The sequence below is a fragment of the Pseudarthrobacter sp. RHLT3-21 genome, assembly GCF_059383495.1.
Genome location: NZ_JBWZCI010000003.1, coordinates 282,548 through 306,640 on the forward strand (window position 1 = coordinate 282,548; position 24,093 = coordinate 306,640).

19 protein-coding genes are annotated in these 24,093 nt (G+C 64.3%); 17 read left to right on the forward strand and 2 right to left on the reverse strand.

Annotation, left to right across the window (positions count from 1 at the left end):
• The first annotated feature begins 53 nt into the window (after window positions 1-53).
• Window positions 54-824 (forward strand): IclR family transcriptional regulator, encoded by a 771-nt coding sequence (locus tag AC50YA_RS05560; RefSeq protein ID WP_494981341.1) that lies wholly within the window; start codon window positions 54-56, stop codon window positions 822-824.
• A 149-nt stretch (window positions 825-973) separates the two neighbouring features.
• Here AC50YA_RS05560 and nadE read toward each other — a convergent pair whose 3' ends face one another.
• Complete coding sequence (nadE, locus tag AC50YA_RS05565) at window positions 974-1,795, reverse strand: NAD(+) synthase (RefSeq protein ID WP_494981342.1); 822 nt, start codon at window positions 1,793-1,795, stop codon at window positions 974-976.
• Between the two features lie 146 nt (window positions 1,796-1,941).
• Window positions 1,942-2,958, reverse strand: a complete 1,017-nt coding sequence (locus AC50YA_RS05570) for a LacI family DNA-binding transcriptional regulator (RefSeq protein WP_494981373.1) — start codon at window positions 2,956-2,958, stop codon at window positions 1,942-1,944.
• A 222-nt stretch (window positions 2,959-3,180) separates the two neighbouring features.
• Between AC50YA_RS05570 and AC50YA_RS05575 the strand changes: the two genes are divergently transcribed.
• From AC50YA_RS05575 to AC50YA_RS05650, 16 genes are all read left to right on the forward strand, one after another.
• The gene (locus tag AC50YA_RS05575) at window positions 3,181-4,041 is read left to right on the forward strand and encodes a sugar phosphate isomerase/epimerase family protein (protein ID WP_494981343.1); all 861 of its coding nucleotides are present in this window, start codon (window positions 3,181-3,183) and stop codon (window positions 4,039-4,041) included.
• Entirely contained in the window at window positions 4,038-5,051 is a 1,014-nt protein-coding gene (locus tag AC50YA_RS05580; RefSeq protein ID WP_494981344.1) for a Gfo/Idh/MocA family protein, read from the forward strand. The genes AC50YA_RS05575 and AC50YA_RS05580 overlap by 4 nt, the downstream gene beginning before the upstream one ends.
• Before the next feature lie 191 nt (window positions 5,052-5,242).
• On the forward strand, window positions 5,243-6,772 hold the full coding sequence (locus tag AC50YA_RS05585) for an ABC transporter substrate-binding protein (RefSeq protein ID WP_494981345.1): 1,530 nt from the start codon (window positions 5,243-5,245) through the stop codon (window positions 6,770-6,772).
• Between the two features lie 107 nt (window positions 6,773-6,879).
• Window positions 6,880-7,821: an ABC transporter permease gene (locus AC50YA_RS05590; protein WP_494981346.1), complete on the forward strand. Its 942-nt coding sequence runs from the start codon at window positions 6,880-6,882 to the stop codon at window positions 7,819-7,821.
• Window positions 7,818-9,692 carry a dipeptide/oligopeptide/nickel ABC transporter permease/ATP-binding protein gene (locus tag AC50YA_RS05595; protein ID WP_494981347.1) on the forward strand — a complete coding sequence of 625 codons (1,875 nt, stop codon included), beginning with the start codon at window positions 7,818-7,820 and terminating at the stop codon, window positions 9,690-9,692. The genes AC50YA_RS05590 and AC50YA_RS05595 overlap by 4 nt, the downstream gene beginning before the upstream one ends.
• The gene (locus AC50YA_RS05600) at window positions 9,689-10,594 is read left to right on the forward strand and encodes an ATP-binding cassette domain-containing protein (protein WP_494981348.1); all 906 of its coding nucleotides are present in this window, start codon (window positions 9,689-9,691) and stop codon (window positions 10,592-10,594) included. The genes AC50YA_RS05595 and AC50YA_RS05600 overlap by 4 nt, the downstream gene beginning before the upstream one ends.
• Window positions 10,595-10,641: 47 nt before the next feature.
• Window positions 10,642-11,502, forward strand: a complete 861-nt coding sequence (locus AC50YA_RS05605) for a sugar phosphate isomerase/epimerase family protein (RefSeq protein ID WP_494981349.1) — start codon at window positions 10,642-10,644, stop codon at window positions 11,500-11,502.
• A gap of 60 nt (window positions 11,503-11,562) precedes the next feature.
• Window positions 11,563-12,729 carry a Gfo/Idh/MocA family protein gene (locus AC50YA_RS05610; protein ID WP_494981350.1) on the forward strand — a complete coding sequence of 389 codons (1,167 nt, stop codon included), beginning with the start codon at window positions 11,563-11,565 and terminating at the stop codon, window positions 12,727-12,729.
• 106 nt (window positions 12,730-12,835) lie between these two features.
• Window positions 12,836-13,897: a LacI family DNA-binding transcriptional regulator gene (locus AC50YA_RS05615; RefSeq protein ID WP_494981351.1), complete on the forward strand. Its 1,062-nt coding sequence runs from the start codon at window positions 12,836-12,838 to the stop codon at window positions 13,895-13,897.
• Between the two features lie 83 nt (window positions 13,898-13,980).
• Window positions 13,981-15,387 carry a glucuronate isomerase gene (uxaC, locus tag AC50YA_RS05620; RefSeq protein WP_494981352.1) on the forward strand — a complete coding sequence of 469 codons (1,407 nt, stop codon included), beginning with the start codon at window positions 13,981-13,983 and terminating at the stop codon, window positions 15,385-15,387.
• On the forward strand, window positions 15,384-16,820 hold the full coding sequence (locus AC50YA_RS05625) for a mannitol dehydrogenase family protein (protein WP_494981353.1): 1,437 nt from the start codon (window positions 15,384-15,386) through the stop codon (window positions 16,818-16,820). The genes uxaC and AC50YA_RS05625 overlap by 4 nt, the downstream gene beginning before the upstream one ends.
• A 263-nt stretch (window positions 16,821-17,083) precedes the next feature.
• Window positions 17,084-18,517: a glucuronide transporter gene (uidB, locus tag AC50YA_RS05630; RefSeq protein ID WP_494981354.1), complete on the forward strand. Its 1,434-nt coding sequence runs from the start codon at window positions 17,084-17,086 to the stop codon at window positions 18,515-18,517.
• Window positions 18,518-18,562: 45 nt separating this feature from the next.
• Complete coding sequence (gene manD / locus AC50YA_RS05635; protein ID WP_160677348.1) at window positions 18,563-19,792, forward strand: D-mannonate dehydratase ManD; 1,230 nt, start codon at window positions 18,563-18,565, stop codon at window positions 19,790-19,792.
• A 53-nt stretch (window positions 19,793-19,845) separates the two neighbouring features.
• Window positions 19,846-22,113 (forward strand): gluconokinase, GntK/IdnK-type, encoded by a 2,268-nt coding sequence (locus AC50YA_RS05640; RefSeq protein ID WP_494981374.1) that lies wholly within the window; start codon window positions 19,846-19,848, stop codon window positions 22,111-22,113.
• Window positions 22,114-22,245: 132 nt separating this feature from the next.
• Window positions 22,246-22,827, forward strand: coding sequence for an orotate phosphoribosyltransferase (pyrE, locus tag AC50YA_RS05645; protein WP_494981355.1), 582 nt, complete (start codon window positions 22,246-22,248; stop codon window positions 22,825-22,827).
• Between the two features lie 114 nt (window positions 22,828-22,941).
• On the forward strand, window positions 22,942-23,982 hold the full coding sequence (locus tag AC50YA_RS05650; protein WP_494981356.1) for an alpha/beta fold hydrolase: 1,041 nt from the start codon (window positions 22,942-22,944) through the stop codon (window positions 23,980-23,982).
• Window positions 23,983-24,093: the final 111 nt, after the last annotated feature.

The window sequence follows — 24,093 nt, forward strand, 5'->3', positions numbered from 1 at the left end:
TAGACTTTGAGTCGTCCACATTGTGGAGAATTTCTTGAGAATTGGTGAGCTGAATGACAAATCCAGTCCAGGGGGCGCAGGTAGTGGGCCGCGTGGCGTCACTGCTCCGGCTTGTCGGCCGGAAGCCGGAGGGCAGCTCGATTTCCGGCCTGGTCAGGGAGTCCGGGCTGACCCGTCCCACCGTCCACCGGCTCCTGGCCTCCCTCGCCGCTGAGGGCCTCCTGGACCACGATGCCCGCAGCGGAAGCTGGATCCTGGGCCCGGAGATTTTCCTGCTGGGCTCGGTAGCGGCGGCCCGCTTCCCGTTTGAGGACCTGGCGCGGCCAGGCCTGCGCCGGCTGGCGGAGGAGACCGGCGAAAGCGCCTTCTATTCCATCCGCAGGGGCCAGGAAACGGTCTGTGTGCTCCGGGAAGAAGGCAGCTTCCCGGTACGCTCCTTCGTGCTGCACGAGGGAGTACGGTTTCCGCTGGGTGTGGCCTCGGCCGGGACCGCCATCATGGCGTTCCTCCCGGATGAGGAACAGGACGCCATCCTGTCCGGCTGGGACCAGCACGCCGGCACTTTCGCAGCAGGCCACGGCGTGGACGTGGTGCGCAGGAATCTGGAACGGACCCGGCTGAATGGCTTTGCAGTGAATCCCGGCCTGGTGCTTGAGGGCAGCTGGGGAATGGGAGCGGCCGTGTTCGACCAGCTGGGCAGGCCGGTCGGCGCGCTTTCACTCACCGGCATCGAACCCCGGTTCCGGCCGGATCGGCAGGAGTTCCTCGGCAAACTGCTGATGGAGGAAGCCCACCGGATCAGCTCCACACTGAGTGGCCGCTAGTCCCGGGCTGCCGCCGCTGAGATGTCCCGAGGGCCGTCGTCGGGCACTTTGACACGGACACGCCGGTATTTCGGGCGGGACCGGTCCAGACAGGGTTCAACGTGCCCCGGTTCGGCTGACAGCCCGACCCGGCATACCTTGGCTCAGCCCTATTTCCACCATGTATCGAAGATCGTCACAGGAACAGTGCGCTTGTGGCGCGTGCGCAGGTACTTCTGCTCTATCAGCTCAGCGGCCGCTTCGGGGATCTCCCGGCCTTCGAGGTAGTCATCGATCTGGTCATAGCTCAGGCCCAGTTCGTCCTCGTCGGTGCGTCCGGGCTTGCCGTCCAGGAGATCGGCGGTGGGTACTTTTTCCCAGACCCGGGCAGGGGCGCCCAGCTCCGCTAGCAGTTCACGGTTCTGGCGCTTGTTGAGGCCGAACAGCGGCAGGATGTCCGCGCCGCCGTCGCCGAATTTGGTGAAGAAGCCGGTGACGGACTCGGCGCCGTGGTCGGTGCCGATCACCAGGTAGTTGTGCTCGCCGGCCAGCGCATACTGCGCGATCATCCGCGTGCGGGCCTTGGTGTTTCCCTTGTGGAAATCGGAGATGCCGTTGCCGACCGTCTTCTCGAATTCGTCCTCGAAGCCATCCACGGCGGCGGAAATGTTGAAGGTCCATTCCGTCTTGGCCTGGATGAAGTCCAGAGCGGCCTGTGCGTCGTCTTCATCGTGCTGGACGCCGTAGGGAAGGCGGACGGCGACGAAGTTGGCCTCCACGCCTTCGGCCGCCAGCTCCTCCACGGCCAGCTGGGCCAGCCTGCCGGCGAGGGATGAATCCAGCCCGCCCGAGATGCCCAGGACAAAGCCCTTCGTGTGGGTTGCCCGGAGGTAATCCTTGAGGAAAGCCACCCGCTTGCGCACCTCCCCGGCGGGGTCGATCCGGGGCTGCACGCCCATTTCTTCGATGATGGTGGCCTGGAGTTCGCGCATGTGATCCAGCCTAGTCAGCGCTGTCAACAACGCTCAACTGTGTCCACCCGAACCTCGCACGGTTTTGCTCGAAAGGACACTTGAGAACCCCCGCACGAACGGCCACTTGGGGCCTACAAGCGCGAGCGGGCGCTTGGGCCCCGGAGCTACCGCGTTCCCGGTGCCGCTCCGGTTGAACCGCGGACGGTCAGGTGCGTGGGCATCAGCGATCGGCTGCGGCTGCCACCGCCCGCCAGCGGGTTGAGCTGGGCCAGGAGCATGGACACGGCCACGCGGCCGGCCTGTTCGATCGGGGAAGCCATGGTTGTTAGCGGGGGATTACAGAAGTCCGCGCCGAAGATGTCGTCGCAGCCCACCACACTCATGTCCTCCGGGACCCGGATGCCACGTTCGCGCAGCCGCTGGAGCATGCCGATGGCGATGAGGTCGTTAAAGGCAATGCAGGCGGTGACGCCGGAGTGCACGGCCGCGTCTGCTGCGGCGGCACCTGATTGTGTCTTGGGGGCGAATGGTCCCAGCCTGAGCACTTCCACGCCGCGGTCCTCGGCGGCGGCCGCCAGGGCTATCCAGCGAAGAGTGCTGGATTGGGACGTGAGGGGGCCGGCCATGTAGGCGATGCGGGTGTGGCCCAGCGAAATCAGGTGGTCCAATGCCTGGCTGGTGGCGGACGGCGTGTCAATAACGACGGCGGGAACTCCGGCTACGTCGCGGTTGATGGTCACCATGGGAATCTTGGCGGCGGCGGCCAGCAGCGCCTCATCGCTGAGCCTGGACGCGGCCACGATGATTCCGTCAGCGCTCTTGCGCAGCTGCTCCATGGTGGAGGCCTCCACCTCGTCGGACTCTTCCGTGTCCACGAGCAGCTGGGTGTAGCCGGCCGCCTTGAGCTGCAGCTGGGTGCCCCGGATGAGGTCAAAATAGAAGGGGTTGGTGATGTCCGGCACCAGGACGCCGACGGCGCCGGTGCGGCCGGAGCTCAGGGCCTTCGCCTGGCTGTTCGGCGTGTAGTTCAGCTCTGCGGCCGCCGCTTCGATGCGGGCGCGGGTGCGGATGTTGACCCGGTCCGGAGTGGAAAGTGCGCGAGACACGGTGGATGCGGCCACGCCGCAGATCGCGGCGATGTCGTGGATGGTGGCAGGGCGGTCTGTTCCGGCTGCTTGCATCGCCATGGCGCGCTCCTCACTGAACGGGATGACAGGGGGCTTGTGACGGTTGCCACAGCCCTGTAGCTCCTAGATTGCCACAGCATGCAATCATTTGGCAATCGGTTGTCATTGACAGGGGGCGTGTCTAGACTAAAGCCAGCACTTTTTGTGAATTGAGTCACCCGCGCGCCGGAGCGGCACCTAGGCTGTCCCGTCGCGGGCACACCTAAGGAGATTCCCGTGACCGAAGCAACAACCGAAACAGCAAGCACCGTTTGGCCGCTCTCAGGCTTCGGCGATGAAGTGGATCCGGACCCCGCCGTCCAGGCCGCTGTCCTGCTGGCACTGGGCGCGAGCTACATCGAAGTACGCAGCGCCTGGGGTGTCAATGTCTCCGAATTGACGCCGGAGCAGGTGTCCGAGCTCAAGGAAATCCTGGACGCCAAGGGCCTGAAGGTTTCCGCCGTGGCCAGCCCCATCGGCAAGGTGGACATCAGCCTGCCCGTGGGACACGAGGTGGAGCGCCTTCGCCAGATCATCTCCGTGGCCAAGGGCCTGGATACCAAGTACATCCGGGTCTTCTCCTTCTTCCGGGGCGAAGACCAGACGCCGGAAGAAATCCGCGACGACGTCATCACGCGCATGCGGGCACTGGCCGCTGAAGCCGCAAGCGCCGGCGTCGTACTCCTGCACGAGAACGAAAAGGACATTTACGGCGATACGCCGCAGCGCGTCCTGGACATCATGGAGTCCGTCGACTCGCCCGCACTGCGCATCGCCTGGGACAACGCCAACTTCGTCCAGGTTGGCGTCCGGCCCTACACCGATGGATACGCCATGCTCCGCCCCTACCTCGAATACCTCCAGGTCAAGGACGCCATCATGGCCACGGGCGAGGTTGTGCCCTCCGGCCATGGCGACGGCGAACTGGACGCCACCATTGCCGCCCTGAAGGCGGACGGTTACGCAGGCTTTGCCTCCCTTGAACCGCACCTCGCCAGCCACCATGAACTGGGTGGTTTCTCCGGACCGGCTGCCTTCGGCGATGCTGCCCGCGCCTTCGCGGTCCTTGCTGCCAAAAACGGAATCGAACTTTCGTGACCCCCCTCACGGCCGCAGTTATTGGCTGCGGTGACGTTTCCGCGGTTCACTTCGAAGCAATCGCAAAGCTCGACGGCGCGCGGCTGGCCGGGGTCTGTGACTCAGATCCCGGCCGCCTTGCGGCGGCTGTGGCCGCCTATGGCGTCCCGGGGTTCCCGGATCACCTCAGCCTGATCGAGGCCATCGGACCGGATGTTGTGCACATTACGACGCCGCACAACATGCACGCCTCGATTGCGGCGGACTGCCTTGAGCGTGGCGTGAATGTGATTGTGGAAAAGCCGCTCGCGCATTCGCTCGAGGAGGGCCGCCGGCTGGTGGAGGCTGCCAAAGCGTCCACTGCCAAGATCGCCGTCTGTTTCCAGAACCGCTACAACGCCACTGCGCAGGCCATGCATTCCCTTCTGTCCTCCGGTGAGCTCGGCGCGGTAGTAGGGGCTTCAGCGACTGTGCTGTGGCAGCGGGAGGCGGACTATTACCGCAGCCGGCCGTGGCGCGGAACCTGGGAGGGTGGCGGCGGCGGGCTCATGATGAACCAGGCCATCCACACTGTTGACCTGCTGCAGTGGCTGGTGGGCGACGTCGTTTCGTTGTCCGGCAACGCGGCCACCAGGTTCCTGGGCGAAACCATCGAGGTGGAGGATACGGCGGAGTTTGTTGCCCAGCACGCCAACGGTGCGCGCAGCGCCTTCTACGCAACGCTGGCCAATGCCGTGAACGCGCCGGTCACGCTGGACATTGTCACGGAAAAAGCGACTCTCAGTCTTCGTGGGGACTTGACGGTCACTTATGCGGACGGCCGCGTGGACGTGGTCCCCGAGCGTGTGGTGGAGTCCGGCGGGCGCGCCTACTGGGGTGTCTCGCACGAGCTGCTCATTGCTGATTTCTATGCCCGCCTCGGCGACTCGGGTCCGTTCTGGATCAACCCTGAAGAGGCCGAGAAATCTCTGAAAATCGTCAAGGAGATTTACCGCCAGAGCTACCCGGACGCGACGGGGAAAGTTTCCTGAGCTACGCACGGCAACCGGTTGAATAGTTTAGAACGTTTCATTCACGGCGATTGTCGCCTAGTTTGCAACAATATTGACAATCGGTTGCCAAAGTTGGCAATCATGCGTATTCTGAATCTCGAAGGCCGGTGTGGCCCACGCCACACCGGCCCAATCGCAACTCTCACGTTCCACAGATTCAGGAGCCAACAATGAAGTTAGGTCCCAAGGCGGCAGCTGCCGCCTTTATCGTCAGCGCAGCGCTGGCACTGGCAGCCTGCGGCGGCGGCGCTACGGGTGGCGCCGGTACGGCAGCAGCCAAGACAACGTCCCTGACATTGGGCGCCGTTCAGGAAATCCGTTCCTGGGACCCGGCACAGGCCCATGTGGGCCACTTCCTCCAGCCCTACCAGGCAGCGTACGACTCCCTGATCCTGCGGGAACCGGACGGCAAGCTCAGCCCCATGCTGGCCACGGAGTGGAAGTACAACGACACCAACACGAAGCTCACCGTGGACCTTCGCACCGACGTGACCTTCAGCGATGGCGCCAAGTTCGATGCTGAGGCAGCCAAGGCAAACCTGGACCACTTCAAGACGGCCAACGGCCCGCAGATGGCACAGCTGACCGCCGTCTCCGACGTCACTGTTGTGGATGCCGACACGATCGAACTGAACCTTAAGAGCCCGGATCCCTCGCTGGAGTTCTACCTCAGCCAGGCCGCAGGCCTGATGGGGAGCCCGAAGGCGCTGGGCACCGACGCCATCAAGACCGAGCCCGTGGGCTCCGGCCCGTACGTGATGGACAAGGCCGCCACAGTGAAGGACTCGCAGTCGGTGTTCACCGCCCGCAAGGACTACTGGAACAAGGACCTCCAGAAGTTCGAGAAGGTCACCTTCAAGATCCTGATTGACCTGACCGCCCGCACCAACGCCCTCGTTTCGGGCCAGGTGGACGCCACGCTGCTGGACCCCAAGACCGGCAAGCAGGCTGAAGGCGCCAAGATGAACCTGGTCGCCACCGAGGTGGACTGGCAGGGTCTCCTGCTGATGGACCGCGACGGTACCAAGAACCCCGCGCTGGGGAACGTCAAGGTCCGCCAGGCCATCAACTACGCCTTTGACCGCAAGACCATCCTGGACCAGGTCCTGATGGGCCAGGGCACCCCCACGTCGCAGCCGTTTGGCAAGGCCAGCGGTGCATGGACCGAAGAGCTGGAGAACTACTACAGCTACGATCCGGCCAAGGCCAAGGCTCTCCTGAAGGAAGCCGGCTACGAGACCGGCGTCGTCCTCGACATCCCGTCGGTTCCGGGCTGGGAAACCCAGCTCGCAGTGATCAAGCAGCAGCTGGCTGACGTTGGAATCACCGTGAACATTGGTGCCGCCATCACCAACACGTTCACCAGCGATGTCGCCGCCCAGAAGTTCACCACCATGTTCTTCTCCCTCTTCCAGGGTGAGCCGTGGGTTGCCACCAACCAGATCATCTCCACCAAGGCCCTCTACAACCCGTTCAAGAACACCACTCCCGAGCTGCAGGCCAAGATCGATGCAGTCGAGAAGGGCGGCAAGGACGCTGGCAAGCTGGCCCAGGAAGTCAACAAGTACGTTGTGGAGCAGGCCTGGTTCGCCCCGATGTTCCGGGTCAACCAGATGTACTACCACAACTCCAAGATCACCGTCACGCCGCAGGTCCAGCAGGCCGTTCCATCGATCTACAACTACTCGCCCGCCAAGTAATACCGGGCACGTAGCCACACAAAAACCTGCGCAGGTCCGGCAGCCCACCACCAACGATGGGCTGCCGGACCTGGCAACCAATCCATGCCAGTTCAATGGAGCCAGCAATGATCACTTTCATCCTTAAGCGCCTCGGCAGCGGACTCGTAGTCCTGTTCGCCGTCTCGATCCTCGTTTTTTCCCTGCTCTACGTATCGAGCGGCAGCATTGCGCGGAACATCCTGGGTGACCAGGCCACGCCGGATCAGCTGGCCGTGAAGGAAGCCGAGTTGGGGCTGGACCAGCCCATCATCACGCGCTACTTCAGCTGGCTCACGGGCGCCCTGCAGGGGGATCTGGGCACATCCTGGTTCACCTCTGAACCCGTCTCCAACGCCCTCGCCACCCGTATTCCGGTGACCATGACCATGGTGATTGCAGCCATGATCCTGATCTCCATCATCGCCACCCTCATCGGCGTCGCCGCAGCAGTAAAGCGCGGCTGGGTGGACCGCCTGGTCCAGATCGGCGCCATCATCGGCGACTCTGTCCCCGGCTTCGTCATCGGCGTCATTCTGGTGACCATCCTGGCCATCCAGATGGGCATCTTCCCCGCCACCAGCACTATTTCGCCCGGTGTCGGCGCGGACGCCTGGGTGCTTTCCCTGACCCTTCCGGTGATTGCCCTGCTGATCAACGGCGTCACCGGCGGCGCGCAGCAGATCCGCAGCGCCGTCATCAAGCAGCTCGAACGCGATTACGTCCGCACCCTGCGCAGCCGCGGCATCGGTGAGCGTGAGGTCCTGTTCAAGCACGTCCTGCGCAGCGCCGCTCCGGCCGGCCTGACGGTGCTCAGCCTCCAGCTGATCGGCATGCTGGGCGGTGTGGTCATCATCGAGCAGATTTTTGCCCTGCCCGGTATGGGACCGCTTGCCGTCGCCGCCACCGCCCAGAGTGACCAGCCGGTGGTCATGGGCGTTGTTATGTACACCGTCGCCGTCGTCATTGTGGTCAACCTCATCGTTGACCTGCTCAACGGCTGGCTTAACCCGAAGGTGCGTGCCTCGTGACCGAGTCCGTCGAAACCTCAGCCCTGACGCCCGCACCCGGAACGTCAGGCCAGACCGGAACAGTCGTCCGGTCAACAGTCCTCAAACGCCTGTTCAAGAATCCTCTCGGCATCGTCGCCATCGTCATTCTGCTGGCAATGGCAGTGATGGCCGTCTTCGCCGATGTCCTGGCCCCGTTCGACGAGAACTTCGCCAACATCTCCAAGACCCTCGCCGCGCCGGACGCTGTCAATATCCTGGGCACGGACAGCTCAGGACGTGACGTCTGGAGCCGGCTGCTCTTCGGGGCACAGCTGACCCTCAGCTCCGCGCTCCTTTGCGCGGCCGTTGCCATTGCCATCGGCCTGCCGGCCGGCCTCGTGGCCGGCTACTACGCCGGCAAATTTGAAGCTGTCTCCAACTGGATTGTCAGTATCCTGATGAGCCTCCCGGGCCTGATCGTCCTCCTCACCATCCGGGCCGCGTTCGGTCCGTCGGTATGGATTGCCATGATCGCGTTCGGCGTCCTGATCAGCCCTTCCTACTTCCGCCTGACACGATCAGCGGTGCAGTCGGTCCGCAACGAGCTTTACGTCGATGCCGCCCGCGTCTCCGGCCTGTCAGACCTCAGTATCATCACCCGCCACATCTTCTCCGTGGTACGGGCCCCCATCATCATCCAGACGGCCGCGATCGCCGGCGTGGCCATCGCCATCCAGTCCGGTCTCGAGTTCCTGGGCCTGGGCGATCCCGCCAAAGCAACCTGGGGCGTGATGCTCAGCGAGGGATTCAAGAACGTCTACCTCACGCCGACACTGCTGTTCTGGCCCGCGTTTGCCATGGCGCTGACCATCGGCGCCCTGGTCCTGCTGGGCAACGCCATCCGCGATGCCCTGGAAGACGGCGAGAAGATCAAGCACCGCCGGCAGAAGGCACACCAAGCCGAAGATGCTGCCGCAGCGAGCGCCACCAAGTCAGCGCGCAAGACCATTGCCGCCGTCGAGGCCGGAACCGAACACCACCTCGTCAAGGTGACCAACCTCGGCGTCGGCTACCCACAGGCCGACGGCTCCATCAAGAAGGTAGTGGACGACGTCTCCTTCCACGTTGACCGCGGCGAAATCCTCGGAATCGTGGGCGAGTCCGGTTCGGGTAAATCCCAGACGGCCTTCTCCATCCTGGGCCTGCTGCCGGACACCGCACGCATTGTGGGCGGCGCCATCCAGTTCGATGGCAACTACACCGTCGCTCCAGGTGAGGACAAGGTCAATCAGGACCGCCTCTCCAAGCTGCGCGGCAAGCGGATTTCCTACATTCCGCAGGAACCCATGAGTAACCTGGATCCGGCCTTCACAATCGGCTACCAACTGGTGACACCCATGATGCGTGTCCTGGGAATCTCCAAGGCGGAAGCCACCAAGCGGGCCATGAAGCTGCTTTCCGATGTAGGCATTGTCAGCCCGGAGCGGACCTTCAAGGCCTACCCCCACGAGGTTTCCGGCGGCATGGCCCAGCGTGTGCTGATTGCCGGCGCCATCAGCTGTGAGCCGGACCTCATCATTGCTGATGAGCCCACCACGGCACTGGACGTCACTGTCCAAGCCGATGTGCTGGACCTCATCCGCGACCTCCAGCGCCGGCTCGGCGTCGGCGTCATCCTGGTGACCCACAACTTCGGCGTTGTGGCTGACCTCTGCGACCGTGTTGTGGTCATGCAGAACGGCCGGCTGGTGGAGGAAGGGCCCGTGCGGGAGATCCTGCGCGAACCGAAGGAACGCTATACCCAGACTTTGTTGGCTTCGATGCTGGAAGGCAAAGAACCGATGACCATGCTGGTTTCAGCTGCTTCGTCTTCAACTGCGTCATCAAGTGCTAAGGAGAATGTCCTGTGACGGAAACTGCAGCCTCAAGCGCCGCTGTATCAGCCCCGGCACGCGAAGAACTCCTTCGCGTGGAGAACCTGGTGGTGGACTACGCAGGCAAGGGTTTCCGCGCCAAGAAATTCCGCGCCCTGACCGACATCAATATCAGCATCGGCCAGGGTGAGACCCTGGGCCTGGTGGGCGAATCAGGGTCGGGTAAGACCACGCTGGGCCGGTCTGTACTGGGTCTCGCGCCGGTGAGCGGCGGCAAGATCACCTTCGAGGGCCAGGACATCAGCCACGCCACCCGCAAGCAGCGGCGCGTCCTCAGCCGTGACATGCAGGTCGTCTTCCAGGATCCCTACACGTCACTGAACCCCGCCCTGGAAATCGGCGACATTCTGGCCGAACCCCTGGGCGTGCAGGGCATGGAGCTGGCAGCAGCAAAGAAGCGCGTGAAGGAGCTCCTGGACCAGGTTGGCCTCCCGTCGGACGCCATCCACCGGCTTCCGCGCGAGTTCAGCGGCGGCCAGCGCCAGCGCGTGGCGATTGCCCGCGCCCTGGCGCTGTCTCCCAAGCTCATCGTCTGTGATGAGCCGGTCAGCGCATTGGACCTGTCCACCCAGGCCCGCGTCCTGGATCTCTTCCTGCAGATCCAGAAGGACACTGGCGTCTCCTACCTGTTTGTCTCCCACGACCTTGACGTGGTCCGCCACATCAGCCACCGTGTAGCCGTGATGTACCGTGGAGAAATCGTGGAGCAGGGGCCGGCAGAGATCGTCACGCGCAACCCCGAGCACCCCTACACGCAGCGGTTGCTGCTCGCTTCCCCGGTGCCGGATCCGGACCGCCAGGAGAAGCGCCGTGCCGACCGTCACCGGCTGCTCGAAGAACAGCGCCAGCAGAACGAGCAGGCCGCTGTCCTTGCCTAGGGCTCGTGCCCGAACTAACTCAACAGCAACAACAATGGAGGAATAACGTGGCCAAAATTGGCGTACAGGCAATGATGCTGAAGGACAGCTTCACCGAAATCGGGGCGTTCGAAACGCTCCGCAAGGTCAGCGACATCGGCTACAACGCCGTCGAGATCTCCCAGATCCCGATGACGCCGGAAAACGTCGCTGAACTGGACCGGTCCCGCAGCGAGCTGGGCATGGACATCGCAGCCCTTTCCGTGGCCATGGAGACCCCCAAGGGCCGGCCCGGCGATTCCCTGGCGGAGCACTTTGACAAGATCGTGGATGACGCAAAGAGCCTGGACTCGAAGTTGCTGCGGATCGGTATGCTGCCGTTCGAGGCAATGACGTCCATCGGCGCGGTGATTGACTTCGCCAAGCAGGCCAACGAATATGCCGAGCGTCTTCAGGAGCAGGGCCTGGGGCTGTACTACCACAACCACCACATCGAGTTCGCGAAGTTCGACGGCAAATACATGCTGGACATCATTGCAGGGAACTCCCCGGCCATGGGCATGGAAATCGACGTGCACTGGGTCCAGCGCGGCGGCCTGGACCCGGTCCGCACCCTGGAAAAGTACGCCGGCCGCACGGCCATGGTCCACCTGAAGGACTACCGGATAGGCCAAATGCCGGAGTCGGCCATGGGTCTGCTGGATTCCGGCGACTTTATGGGCTTCATGCAGGAGTTCAAGAACGTTGTCCAGTTCGCCGAAGTGGGCGAAGGCAACCTGGACTTCGCGTCCATCATCCCGGCCGCGCAGGCTGCCGGCGCCGAGTACCTGCTGGTGGAGCAGGACGAACTATATGGCCGCACGGTTTGGGAAGCGCTGCAGACTTCCTACGACAACCTGGTTGCCCTGGGCCAGTCCGAGCTCTTCTAAGCGGACCCACTTCTGCAATTTGGTTTCGACAAGCTCAACCGACGAAAAGGACAAATAACTGTGAGCAAGAAAGTACGCCTCGGCATCATCGGCCTGGGCCAGCAGGGCGGCGCTTATGCCAAGTTCATCACGGACGGCATGGTTCCCAACATGGTGATCGGGGCCATCTGCGACACCGATCCGGCCAAGAAGGAAGTTGCCTCGGCCACGTACCCGGACGCTCCCTTCTATGACGACTACATCGCCATGCTGGAAAGCGGCGACGTTGACGCCGTCGTGACCTGCGTTCCGCACTTCCTGCACCCCGAAATGGGCATCGAGACCCTGAAGCGCAACATCCACGCGCTGGTGGAGAAGCCAGCCGGCGTCTACACCAAGCAGGTCAAGGAACTCAACGAGTTCGCTGCCTCCAAGCCCGAACTCTCCTTCGGCATCATGTTCAACCAGCGCAACAACCCGCTGTACAAGAAGCTCAAAGAGATTGTGGAAAACGGCGAGATCGGCAAGATCCGCCGCAGCAACTGGATCATCACCAACTGGTGGCGTCCCCAGGGCTACTACAACTCCAGCGAATGGCGCGCAACGTGGGGCGGCGAAGGCGGCGGCGTCCTGGTCAACCAGGCACCGCACCAGCTGGACCTCTGGCAGTGGATCTGTGGCGTCCCGAAGTCCGTGTACTCCAAGGTTGCCTTCGGCTTCCGCCGCGATATCGCCGTCGAAGATGAAGTGACTGCGGTGGTTGACTACGGAGACGGCGTTACCGGCGTTTTTGTCACCGCCACGCACGATCTGACCGGGACCGACCGCTTCGAGATCCTGGGCGACCAGGGCAAGATCGTCGTAGAGGGCAGCAAGACCGCCACCGTGACGCGCCTGCACAAGCCCGAGCGCGAACTCAGCGACGGCATGGGCATGGACGATGTCCGCAAGCTCTTTATGGGCGAGCTGAATCCGGAGGAGTACTACACCACGGAGGTCATCGAGTTCGAGTCCGCGTGGGGTGCCCAGCACTCCGGCGTCCTGGAGAACTTCGCCGCCAACATCCTGGACGGCACGCCGCTGCTGGCTCCGGGCTCGGACGGCATCAACGGAGTCCGCCTGGCCAACGCCATCCACCTCTCCGCCTGGACCGGCAAGGAAGTTGGACTGGACTTCGACGAGAACGAGTTCCTCGCCGAGCTCAACAAGCGCATCGCCGAAGAGGGCAAGTTCCCGCAGCGCGCGTAACCTCCTGAGTGAGCAGCGGAGCTGAGTAGCAGCTGTGGCCGTTTTGGACCATCAAAACGGCCACAGCTGCGACCTGGTTAAGTGCTTTCATCGTTAGGATGGGGCGGTGACTGAACCCCAAACACCGGACACCGCCCCATCAACGGGTTCGGTCAAAAAGCGCGGCCGCGACGGCAAATCCAACGCGACCATCTACGACATCGCCAAGATGGCCGGCGTCAACGCGTCCACCGTTTCCCGGGCGCTCAGCAAGCCGGGCAGGGTCAGCCCCAAAACACAGAAGCTCATCGAGGATGCGGCCGCCCAGCTGAACTACCAGGTCAATCCGTTCGCACGCGCCCTTCCCACGGGCAAGACCAACACGTTCGGCCTCATCGTCGCGGACATCACCAACCCCACCTTCTTTGACATCATCCGCGGCGCCGAGACCACCGCAACCAGCCGGGACTACACCCTGGTGCTCGCCGAGTCGGCGGAGTCCCCGGCAACTGAACTGACTGCCGCCCGGCGGCTCATGGCCACCGTGGACGGCCTTATTCTCGCGAGCCCGCGCATGGACGATGACAACATCCGCGCCCTGGCCCAGGATAAACCCGTGGTGGTCATCAACCGCGAAGTACAGGGCGTGCCGTGCGTGGTGCCCGACGTCAACAAGGGGATCAGCGAGGCGGTCCGCAGCATTGCCGCCAACGGCCACACGAGAATTGCCTATGTGGCGGGCCCGCCGGAATCCTGGATGTCTGAACGCCGTTGGGAGGGCGTGCAGGCAGCCTGCGAGTGGTCCCGGCTTGAGGCTGTGCGGCTTGAGTCAAGCAAACCAACGGTCGACGGCGGCCGGCAGACTGCGCGTGATGTCCGCGCCAGCGGTGCCACCGCGGTCCTGACGTACAACGACCTGCTGGCCATCGGGCTCATGCAGGAGCTCCAGGCCGCCGGCATGGTGGTGCCCGACGACATCAGCATCGTCGGCTTCGACGACATCTTCGGCGCGGATTTCACGACGCCGCCGCTCACCACCGTGCGTTCGCCGCTGGGAGAGTGCGGCGAGGCAGCCGCCACACGCCTGTTGGACTTTCTCCACGGGAGCGGGGAACAGGCCGGCACCTTGAGTGTGGAGACTGAGCTGGTGCTGCGCGGTTCCAGTGGGCGGATATTGCCCACGAAGTGAGTCCTGGACGGGCCGCTGACAGAATTTTGGCAAGCTTTGGCAACCGGTTGACAAAATGAGGTGCCAGGCCGGATTATTGACCTATGTCACAGTCGATTGCTGCCAACCCAGACAGGCTCCTACCCGCCGACCCAGGAACGCGCAGCATTGCGCGTGACCTCCTTGCGCGCGTACAGGACCTCCCCATTATCTCCCCGCATGGCCACGTTGACGCCGCCGTCATCGAGCACAACACGCCGTTCCCGGACCCGGCAGCGCTGCTCGTCAGCCCGGACCACTACGTCACCCGCCTGATCCACGCCAACGGCGCCCCCCTGGACAAGCTGCGCGCCGGCGGTCCCACCACGCCCGGGTCACGCGAAATCTGGCGCACGTTCGTGGATGCCTGGCCCCTCTTCGAGGGCACGGCCTCCGGCTACTGGCTGCGCAATCAGTTCGACAGCGTTTTCAACCTGGCCGCAGACCTGGGCGAGATGTCCGCCGACGCCAGCTATGACGCCATCGCCGCCAAGCTCGTGGAGCCGGGCTTCCGTCCCCGCCAGCTGTTCAAGGACTTCAACATCGAGGTCCTGGCCACCACGGACGATCCCCTGGACAACCTGGCCAGCCACAAAGCCATCGCCGAGGACTCCTCCTTCAATGGCCGCGTCCTGCCGACCTTCCGCCCGGATGCCTACCTGAACATTGCCCACCCCACCTGGAGCGCCAACGTTGATCGCCTTGTCGATTCTGCCGGTGACGGCGCAACCGGTTATACGGGCTACATCACGGCCCTGGAAAACCGCCGCCGCTATTTCGTGGAGCACGGCGCAGTCTCTGCAGACCACGGCGTGGCCACCCCGGCAACGCTCAAGCTGGACCGTGCCGAGGCCGAGCGGATCTTCGAACTCGCCCGCGCCGGCAAGGCCACGGCCGAGGACCGCAACACCTTCGAAGCCCACATGATGTACCAGATGGGTCGCATGTCGGTGGAGGACGGGCTGGTCATGACCATTCACCCGGGCTCGTTCCGCAACCACCACACGCCCACGTTCGAGGCCTTCGGCGCCGACACCGGCCACGACATCCCGTTCGCCACCAACTACACCGCGGCCATCCGGCCCCTGCTGCAGGACTTCGGCACGGCCAAGGACTTCCACCTGGTGCTGTTCACCCTGGACGAGACCGTGTTTTCCCGCGAGCTCGCACCGTTGGCCGGCTTCTACCCGTCCGTCTACCTGGGCGCACCCTGGTGGTTCCTGGACGCCCCGGATGCCATGCTCCGGTTCCGCTCCGCCGTGACCGAAACGGCCGGGTTCTCCCGTTCCTCCGGTTTCATCGACGACACCAGGGCCTTCTGCTCCATCCCCGCCCGCCACGATGCGTCCCGCCGGATCGAAGCCTCATTCCTGGCCCGCCTCGTGGCCGAGCACCGTGTCAGTGAAGACCGCGCCCACGAAATCATCGTGGACACGGTTGATTCCTCCCCGCGAAGGGTTTTCAAACTGTGAGCATCGAACAGACGGACGCAGCGGTCAAGGCAGTCGAATCCCTGCCGCAGCTGAACCGGACCACGCACGTCGCCGCCCAGCCGCCGGTGCGGATCGTCCACCTCGGACTCGGTGCCTTCCACCGCTCGCACCAGGCCTGGTACACCAGCCAGGCCAGCGACGCCGCTGACTGGGGCATCGCCGCTTTCACCGGCCGCCGCCCGGACGCTGCCCTGGCTCTTGCCGAGCAGGACGGCCTCTTCACGCTCGTGGAGCGCGCTGACAGCGGCGACTCGTTCTCCGTCGTCGGCAGCATCGTTGAAGCGGTAGACGGCGCGGACGTGCAGCGGCTTGCAGAGCTCGTTTCGGCGCCTGCCACGGCCATGGTCACCTTGACGGTCACCGAGGCGGCGTACCGGCTCGGTGCCGACGGACAGCTGGACACTACGGCGTCCGACGTCGCCAGCGACCTTGCACTGCTGGCTTCCGGCAGCGGAAACCCGTCGACGCCGCTGGGCCGGCTTGTCTTCGCCCTCGCCGCGCGCCGGGCTGCCGGCGCCGGGCCGCTCGCCGTTGTCTGCTGCGACAACCTCGCGAACAACGGCACGGTAGCCCGCAACGCCTTGGCGGGCCTGGCACAGGCCTGGGCCGGGGAGCTCGCTGCCTGGGTCGAGGAAAACGTCAGCTTTGTCAGCACGTCCGTGGACCGCATCACCCCGCGCACCACGGAAGCGGACATCGCCGCCGTCGAGGCCGCCTGCGGCTACCGCGACAACTCGCCGGTAGTGGCAGAGCCCTTCACCAACTGGGTGCTCAGCGGAGATTTCCCCGCCGGCCGTCCGCGCTGGGAAGATGCCGGCGCTGTCTTCGTTGACCACATCGAGCCCTACGAGAACCGCAAGCTGTGGCTCCTGAACGGCGCTCATTCCCTGCTGGCCTACGCCGGCCAGCTCCGCGGACACACCACGGTGGCGCAGGCCCTCGCGGACCCGCAGTGCCTCACCGCCGTCGAAAGCTTCTGGGACGAGGCCGAGGCGAACCTGTCCGGCGCCGCGGCCGGCGGCGCGGACCTGCAGATCCCGGCGTACCGCGCGGCCCTGCTGGCCCGCTTCAGCAATGCGCGCATTGCCCACCACCTGGCCCAGATCGCCATGGACGGCAGCACCAAGCTGCGCATGCGGGCCGTGCCCGTCCTCTTGGCCGAACGCGCCCAGGGCAAGTCCGGTGCCGCTGCGGCGCTGATGATCGCAGCCTGGATTGATTTCAGTGCCGCGGCCGGGACGTTCCACGATCCGTTGGCAGCAGAGGTGGCCGCGGCCAACCTGCTGGCGGGTACGGAGCGCGTGCGGGCGGTCCTGGCGCTGGTGGATCCAGCCGTCGCAGCGGACGACGCCGTAGTGGAGCTCGTTTCCGGCCTGCTCGGAACATTCACTGCGGGCGCCAGCAACGTCTAACCGACTATTTGCGGTACGAACTGCCCGGTCCAGGATCTTGGACCGGGCAGTTTCTGTTTTGTGAAGCTTCAACAGAAATTTGTGGCAACCGCTTGCCATTTTATTGCCAAGTGACTAGGATTACAGGCAACGAGAAACACGCGGCGGTACCCGCGCCGGATGCGGATTCTGCCGACTCCAGCATCGCCAAAGATTCACCGCTTCATAGCATTTCAATAATTTTCGCTGGCCAACACGGCGGCAAGGGTAAAGGAGCCCAATTCATGAAAAAGCTAAACAAGCTCAGCATCATCGGCTATGGCGCCGGCGATGCAGCCAACAACCTCGCATTCACCACCGCCACCATGTTCCTGCTGGTGTACTACACCGATGTTGCCGGTATCTCCGCGGCAGCCGCTGGAACCCTGTTGCTGGTAGTAAGGCTCTTTGACGCCTTCGCCGACGTCTTCGCCGGCCGGATCGTTGACCGCACCTACAGCAGGCGCTTCGGTAAGTTCCGCCCGTTCATCATGTTCGGCTCCATCCCGCTGCTCCTGCTGAGCGTGGCAACATTCTCGATTCCGCAGCTGGGTGAATCCGGCACACTGTTGTACGCCTACGTCACCTACGCGGCCCTCGGCCTTGCCTACAGCCTCGTGAACATTCCGTACGGCTCGCTGGCCGGCGCCATGACGCAGGATCCGGGGGAGCGCGCAAAGCTGGGCTCGGCCCGCATGGTGGGCGCCCTGCTGGTGGGCTCTGCCCTGGGCATCTTCGTTGCACCGCTGATCAAGCCCGGTGCCGACCTCCAGTCGACGTTCACCACCATCACCCTGGTTTTCGTGGTCATCGGAGCGGCGCTGTACTTCTTCACCGCATTGACCGCCAAGGAACGAGTGCACCGCGCCGTCCCCAAGGTGACGTTCAAGCAGAGCATGGACACGCTTAAAGGCAACAAGCCGCTCCTGATGCTGTGCCTGAGTTCCTTCTTCTTCCTCTCCGGCTACCTCGCCCTGACCTCCGTGCAGCTGTACTACCTGCGCGACGTCCTGGGCCGCCTGGACCTGTACCCGGTACTGTCCATCATCCAGCTGGCGCTTACCTTCTTCCTGGCCGCCTTTATGCCCAAACTGGTCCGTAACGTGGGCAAGAAGCGCGTCTACATCTACTCTTCCCTGGTCACTGTCCTCGGCGGTGCGATCATCTTCTTCACTCCAACCGGCCAGGTCTGGATGGGCTTTACCGGCCTCGTGATCAGCCTCGTGGGTGTCCTTGCCGTCAACATCGTGGTGTGGGCGCTGGAAGCCGACACGGTGGAGTACGGCGAATGGCGGACCGGTGTCCGCACCGAGGGCATCACGTACGCCCTGTTCTCCTTCACCCGCAAGTCCGGCCAGGCTGTGGGCGGCGCCCTGGCGGCGTACGCCCTGGCACTGGGCGGTTACAAGTCCGGCGCGGCCCAGACCGCGGATGCCCTGTTCGGCATTCAGATTGCCGCGGGCGCAATCCCTGCCGTACTGACTATCCTTGCGGTACTGGTTATGACCAAGTACACGCTGACCGACGCCAAGCACGCGGAAATCCTCAAGGGGATCCAGGAACGCCGGACCAAAACTGTGGGCGCCGGCGAAGACGCTGACGCCGGCACCACCGCTGTCCCCAGCACCACCGCTGACGCCGGCACGCCGGTTGGCGCCGGCAAAACCGCCGGCCACTAACTTCCAGCACCACCAACTGACCAGAAGTCCCCGAAAGGATCTGCCGTGAAAATCATTGCCGCTGAAGTCTTCGTGACAAGCCCGTCACGTAACTTCGTGACCCTGCGCATCACTACGGACGACGGGGTCACCGGCATCGGTGACGCCACCCTGAACGGCCGCGAACTGGCTGTTGCCGCGTACCTCAAAGAGCATGTGGCCCAGCTGCTGATCGGCAAGGATCCGCACCGGATCGAGGACACCTGGCAGTTCCTGTACCGCAGCTCCTACTGGCGCCGCGGCCCGGTCACCATGGCGGCAATCGCCGCCGTCGACATGGCCCTGTGGGACATCAAGGGCAAGATGGCGAACATGCCGGTCTACCAGCTCCTGGGCGGCGCCTCACGCAACGGCCTGCGCGCCTACGGCCACGCGTCCGGCGCGGACATCGAGTCGCTCTTCGATTCCGTCCGTGAGCACCTGGAACTGGGCTACAAGTCAGTCCGCATCCAGACCGCTGTCCCCGGCATCAAGGCCGTCTACGGTGTTGCTGCCCAGGCCCAGGCCTCGGGCGAGCGCTACGACTACGAGCCCGCCGGCCGCGGCGCCTTCCCCGTGGAGGAAGACTGGGATACCCGCGCGTACCTGCGCCACCTGCCCACCGTCTTCGAAGCCGTGCGCAACGAATTCGGTCCCGAGCTGCCGCTGCTGCATGACGGACACCACCGCATGACCCCCATCCAGGCCGCCAAGCTCGGCAAGGCCCTGGAGCCGTACGACCTCTTCTGGCTCGAGGACTGCACCCCGGCCGAAAACCAGGAAGCACTGCGCTGGGTCCGCCATCACACCACCACACCGCTGGCCATTGGTGAAATCTTCAACACCGTGTACGACTACCAGACCATCATCAAGGAACAGCTGATCGACTATGTGCGCGCAGCCTCCACCCACTTCGGCGGTATTTCCCCGCTGAAGAAGGTCATGGACTTCGCGGCCCAGTACCAGATCAAGTCCGGCTTCCACGGCCCCACGGACATCTCCCCGGTGGGCTTCGCCGCCCAGCTGCACGTGGGCCTGGCCATCCACAACTACGGCATCCAGGAATACATGCAGCACTCCGACAAGACCAACGAGGTCTTCGAGCAGTCCATGACCTTCGTGGACGGCTACCTGCACCCGGGCGACAAGCCCGGCATCGGCGTCGAATTCAACGAGGAAGCCGCAGCAGCGTACCCGTACCAGCAGGCCTACCTGCCGTACAACCGACTGGTGGACGGAACGGTGCACGACTGGTGACCGCCACGACATCCCCCTCCACAGCGGGAGCCACCGGTCCCCGCGTCATCGTGATGGGCGTCTCCGGCTGCGGCAAGACCACCATCGGTGACCTGGTGGCCCGCGAGCTGGGCGTTCAGTTCCTCGACGGCGATTCCCTCCACCCGGTGGAGAACGTCGCCAAGATGGCAGCGGGCACTCCGCTGACCGACGAGGACCGCTGGCCGTGGCTCGCCACGGTGGGCTCTGAACTGGCAGCTGCCAAGGGCGGCCTGGTTCTGGCCTGCTCGGCTCTTCGCCGCAGCTACCGCGACGCCATCCGCGCCCAGGCGCCGGACACGGTGTTTCTGCACCTGCACGGCAGTAAAGAGGTTCTTAGGGCACGGACTGAAGGGCGGTCCGGGCACTTCATGCCGCCCGCGCTGCTGGAGTCCCAGCTGGCCACCCTCGAAGCGCTGGAAGCGGATGAGGCCGGCATTGTGGTGGATATCGCCGGTCCAGTGGACCAGGTCGTGGCCGACGCGTTGGCGGGCATCGCAGCCGCGGTGACTGCCGCCGTCGGAAGCTCCACCGCCGGTGCCACGGGCACCCCAGCACGCCAGTTCGACGTCGACCTCCAGGCCGCGCCGTTCAACCTCGATGACGCAGCGGTCACCTGGGTGAACACCACCCTGGAATCGATGACGCTTGAGGAGAAGATCGGGCAGCTGTTCATCAACCACAACAACGATTACTCCCCGGAGTACCTCGACGGTGTGCTGGGGAACTTCCATGTGGGCGGCATGCGGTACCGGCCAGGCCCGTCCGCTGCCGTGCAGGAACACATCCGGCACGCGCAGTCCAAGACCAAGGTGCCGCTGCTGGTGGCGTCCAACCCGGAAATGGGTGGCGCCGGAAGCTGCGACGACGGCACGTTTGTGTCCACGCACCTGCAGGCAGGTTCGCACCCGGACAAGTCCATCGCTCGCCAGATGGGGCAGGTTGCCGGCGTTGAAACCGCAGCCCTGGGCTGCAACTGGGCCTTCGCCCCGATCGTGGACATCCACTACAACTGGCGGAACACGGTGATCTCCACCCGGGCCTTCGGCAACACGCCGGAGATCGTGGTGGAACGGGCCAAGGAGTACTTCGACGGCATCAGTGAATCACCCACTGCCTGCGCCATGAAGCACTTCCCGGGCGACGGCATGGACGAGCGGGACCAGCACGTGGTCACGTCCTACAACACCCTCGGCTACGACGAGTGGAACAAGACGTACGGCCACGTGTACCGCGAAATGATCGGGCACGGCGTGCAGTCCATCATGATCGGGCACATCGGCGCGCCGGAGCTGTCCCGGCACTTCCGCCCGGGCCTGGCGGACAAGGACATCCTGCCCGCCACCCTGGCTCCGGAACTGCTCCAGGACCTGCTGCGTGGCGAGCTCGGCTTCAACGGGCTCATCCTCACGGACGCCTCGCAAATGATCGGCCTGACCCAGGCGATGAAGCGCAAGGACCTGGTTCCGGCGACCATTGCCGCCGGTTGCGACATGTTCCTGTTCTTCCGCAACCCGGAAGAGGACTTCCAGTACATGCTGGACGGCTACAAGTCCGGCGTCATCACCGAGCAGCGCCTGCATGACGCCCTGCGCCGCATCCTGGCCCTCAAGGCCTCCTTGGGGCTGCACCTCAAGGCACGCAACGAACTGGTTCCTCCGGTGGAGGCATTGGCAAAGATCGGCAGCGCGGAGCACCGCGCCGTCGCCGCGGAGATCGCGGACAAGACCGTCACCCTGATCAAGGACACCGCGAACAACCTGCCCATCCGGCCGGAAACGCACAAGCGGATCCGCCTGTATGGCATCTCCGGCGGCTCGGACTTCACCCGCGCGGACCCGCTGGCGTACCTGGACACGGTCAAGGACGAGCTGGAAAAAGCCGGCTTCGAGGTGCACGTGTTCAAGACCGCCGATCAGCGCGAAGCTGCGGGGGAGACGGGCGTGAACTTCATGTCCGTCATCTCCGAGGAAGCCACCGGCGACTACGCGGACAAGTACGACGCCGCGTTTGTTTTCGCCAACGTCAAGGGCTTTGCCCAGGAAGCGGCCATCCGGATCAAGTGGTCCACCCCGATGGCCGCGGAGATCCCGTGGTACGTCACCGAGGTTCCCACGGTGTTTGTGTCGCTGAACCAGCCCAACCACCTCATTGACGTGCCGATGGTCAAGACCGCCATCCACGCCCATGCGGGAACCGTGGAGGCCATCCGGGCCACCATCGGGAAGATCATGGGCAAGTCTGAGTTCCAGGGGACGTTCAACGAGAATGTCTTCTGCGATTCCTTCGACACCCGGCTCTAGACACGGTTCCCCTCTGGCGACACGGAAAAGGCCCAGCGACACGCAAATTCGCGTGTCGCTGGGCCTTTTTTGTGTCCCAAGACCAATTGCGCAGCGCAGGATCTTCGCCCGGCAACCAGTAAACTGGAGACCATGACTGCCACCCCTGATGCTGCTTCCAACACTGATGCCCGTGCCCGCCTGCTGGAACTGATCAAGGAACTTGCCGTGGTCCGCGGCAAGGTAATCCTGTCCAGCGGTGCCGAGGCGGACTACTACATCGACCTGCGCCGCATCACGCTGCACCATGAAGCCTCCAAGCTGGTGGGCCAGGTCATGCTGGCACTGACGGACGACGCCGGGATCGACTTTGAGTGTGCCGGTGGCCTGACCATGGGTGCTGACCCCGTGGGCACCGCTGTTATGCACGCCGCGGTGGACGCCGGCCGCACCGTGGACGCCTTTGTGGTCCGCAAGGCCCAGAAGTCCTACGGAATGGGCCGCCAGGTTGAGGGTCCCTCTCTTGAGGGCCGCAAGGTCCTGGTGCTGGAGGATACATCCACCACCGGCGGCTCCGCCCTCACCGCTGTTGAGGGTGTCCGGAAGGCCGGCGGCAACATCGTGGCCGTGGCCGTCATTGTGGACCGGGACACCGGCGCCAAGGAAAAGATCGAAGCCGAGACCGGTGTGCCCTACCTGTTCGCCTTCGGCAAGGACGAGCTGGGCCTCTCCTAGCCCGGCCTCTCCTGGCGGGCTCGGCCCCTCCTGGCGGGTACCGCAGCCCTCCCGCCCACGGTAGCCCAGCCCCGGGGTTACAGCGGCGGCTTCCGCTGTGGCTACGGTAGAGGTGTGCCGTACAGGGAGGAAGCAGATCCGCAGGAACAGCCTGGTGTTCATCATGCCCGGCTGCTTGCCAATGCCGCCGCCCTCAAGCGGTTTTCGCGCCGCGGGTTCCTGGCCGGTACCGGCGCCTCGGCCCTTCTGGCAGCGGACATGCTGGTTACCCGCCGCGTCCAGGCGGAGCGGCGGGTCAACAGGATCCTGCAGGTCGCGGACGACTTCGCCGACGCCTACTACCCGAACGCCAGCTGGTTCCTCTTCCCCGGCTACAAGACCAGCTGGGAAGAAGCGCTCTGGATCCTGAACACGATGCGTGGTGCGCTGAACAAGCGCGGCCAGCTGGCCGCCGTCGGATATTCCAATCAAGGGCTGGACATCGATGAGGTGGTGATCGCCGTCATCGAACACGTCCGGGCGAAAAAGCTCACCAAGCTCTTCTTCTATGGCCACAGCTTCGGCGGCATGGTGGCCACCCAGGTGGCCGCGCGGCTCCGGGAATTCCACGGCGTGGAGGTCGACTTCATCCTGCTGGACTCCAGCCCCTACAGCCGGAGCGACGTGCTGGACGAGAGCTGGTTCGACGGTGTGGTGTTCCTGTACGAGAGCGGCTTCCGGGTCCCGTCCGTGGTCCGCGGCAGCTACGAACTGGGGGAGCGCGTCATCCACAAGGACGAGCGGACCTGGCGGCAGATCCTGGACCAGACCATGGAGCAGCTGTCCCCGATCGCCCCGTCCAGTGTGCTCATCCAGTCCGAGTCGGCGTACATCTACCACTTCGACGGGAACCGGTTTGTGGACAAGCTCGGCGGCACGCGGATGGCGTACATCGGCAACCCGAAAGACCGCACGGTCAGGTACCAGACGGCCAAGGACGCGTGGTCGGCAGCGTTCCATCCCCACATGGTCTCCATGGACCTGCAAACGGACGGCGCCCTGCCGGCGCACGCGAGCCCTGGCTGGAATCCGCTCATCTACCGGACCATCGTGGAGCGGCTGATGGACGACTTTTTCCCGCTGCCCCGCGGCGGCTCGAAGGTGACTGTCTTTTAGATCCAATGCCGTTTACTTAGGTTTCTTTGGTATTCGTTTGAGTGGCCAGTTGGACATCTTGCGTTTGACGGCGCGGGTGACAATGCGTTGTCGTCGGAGGGGCAGGAGCTC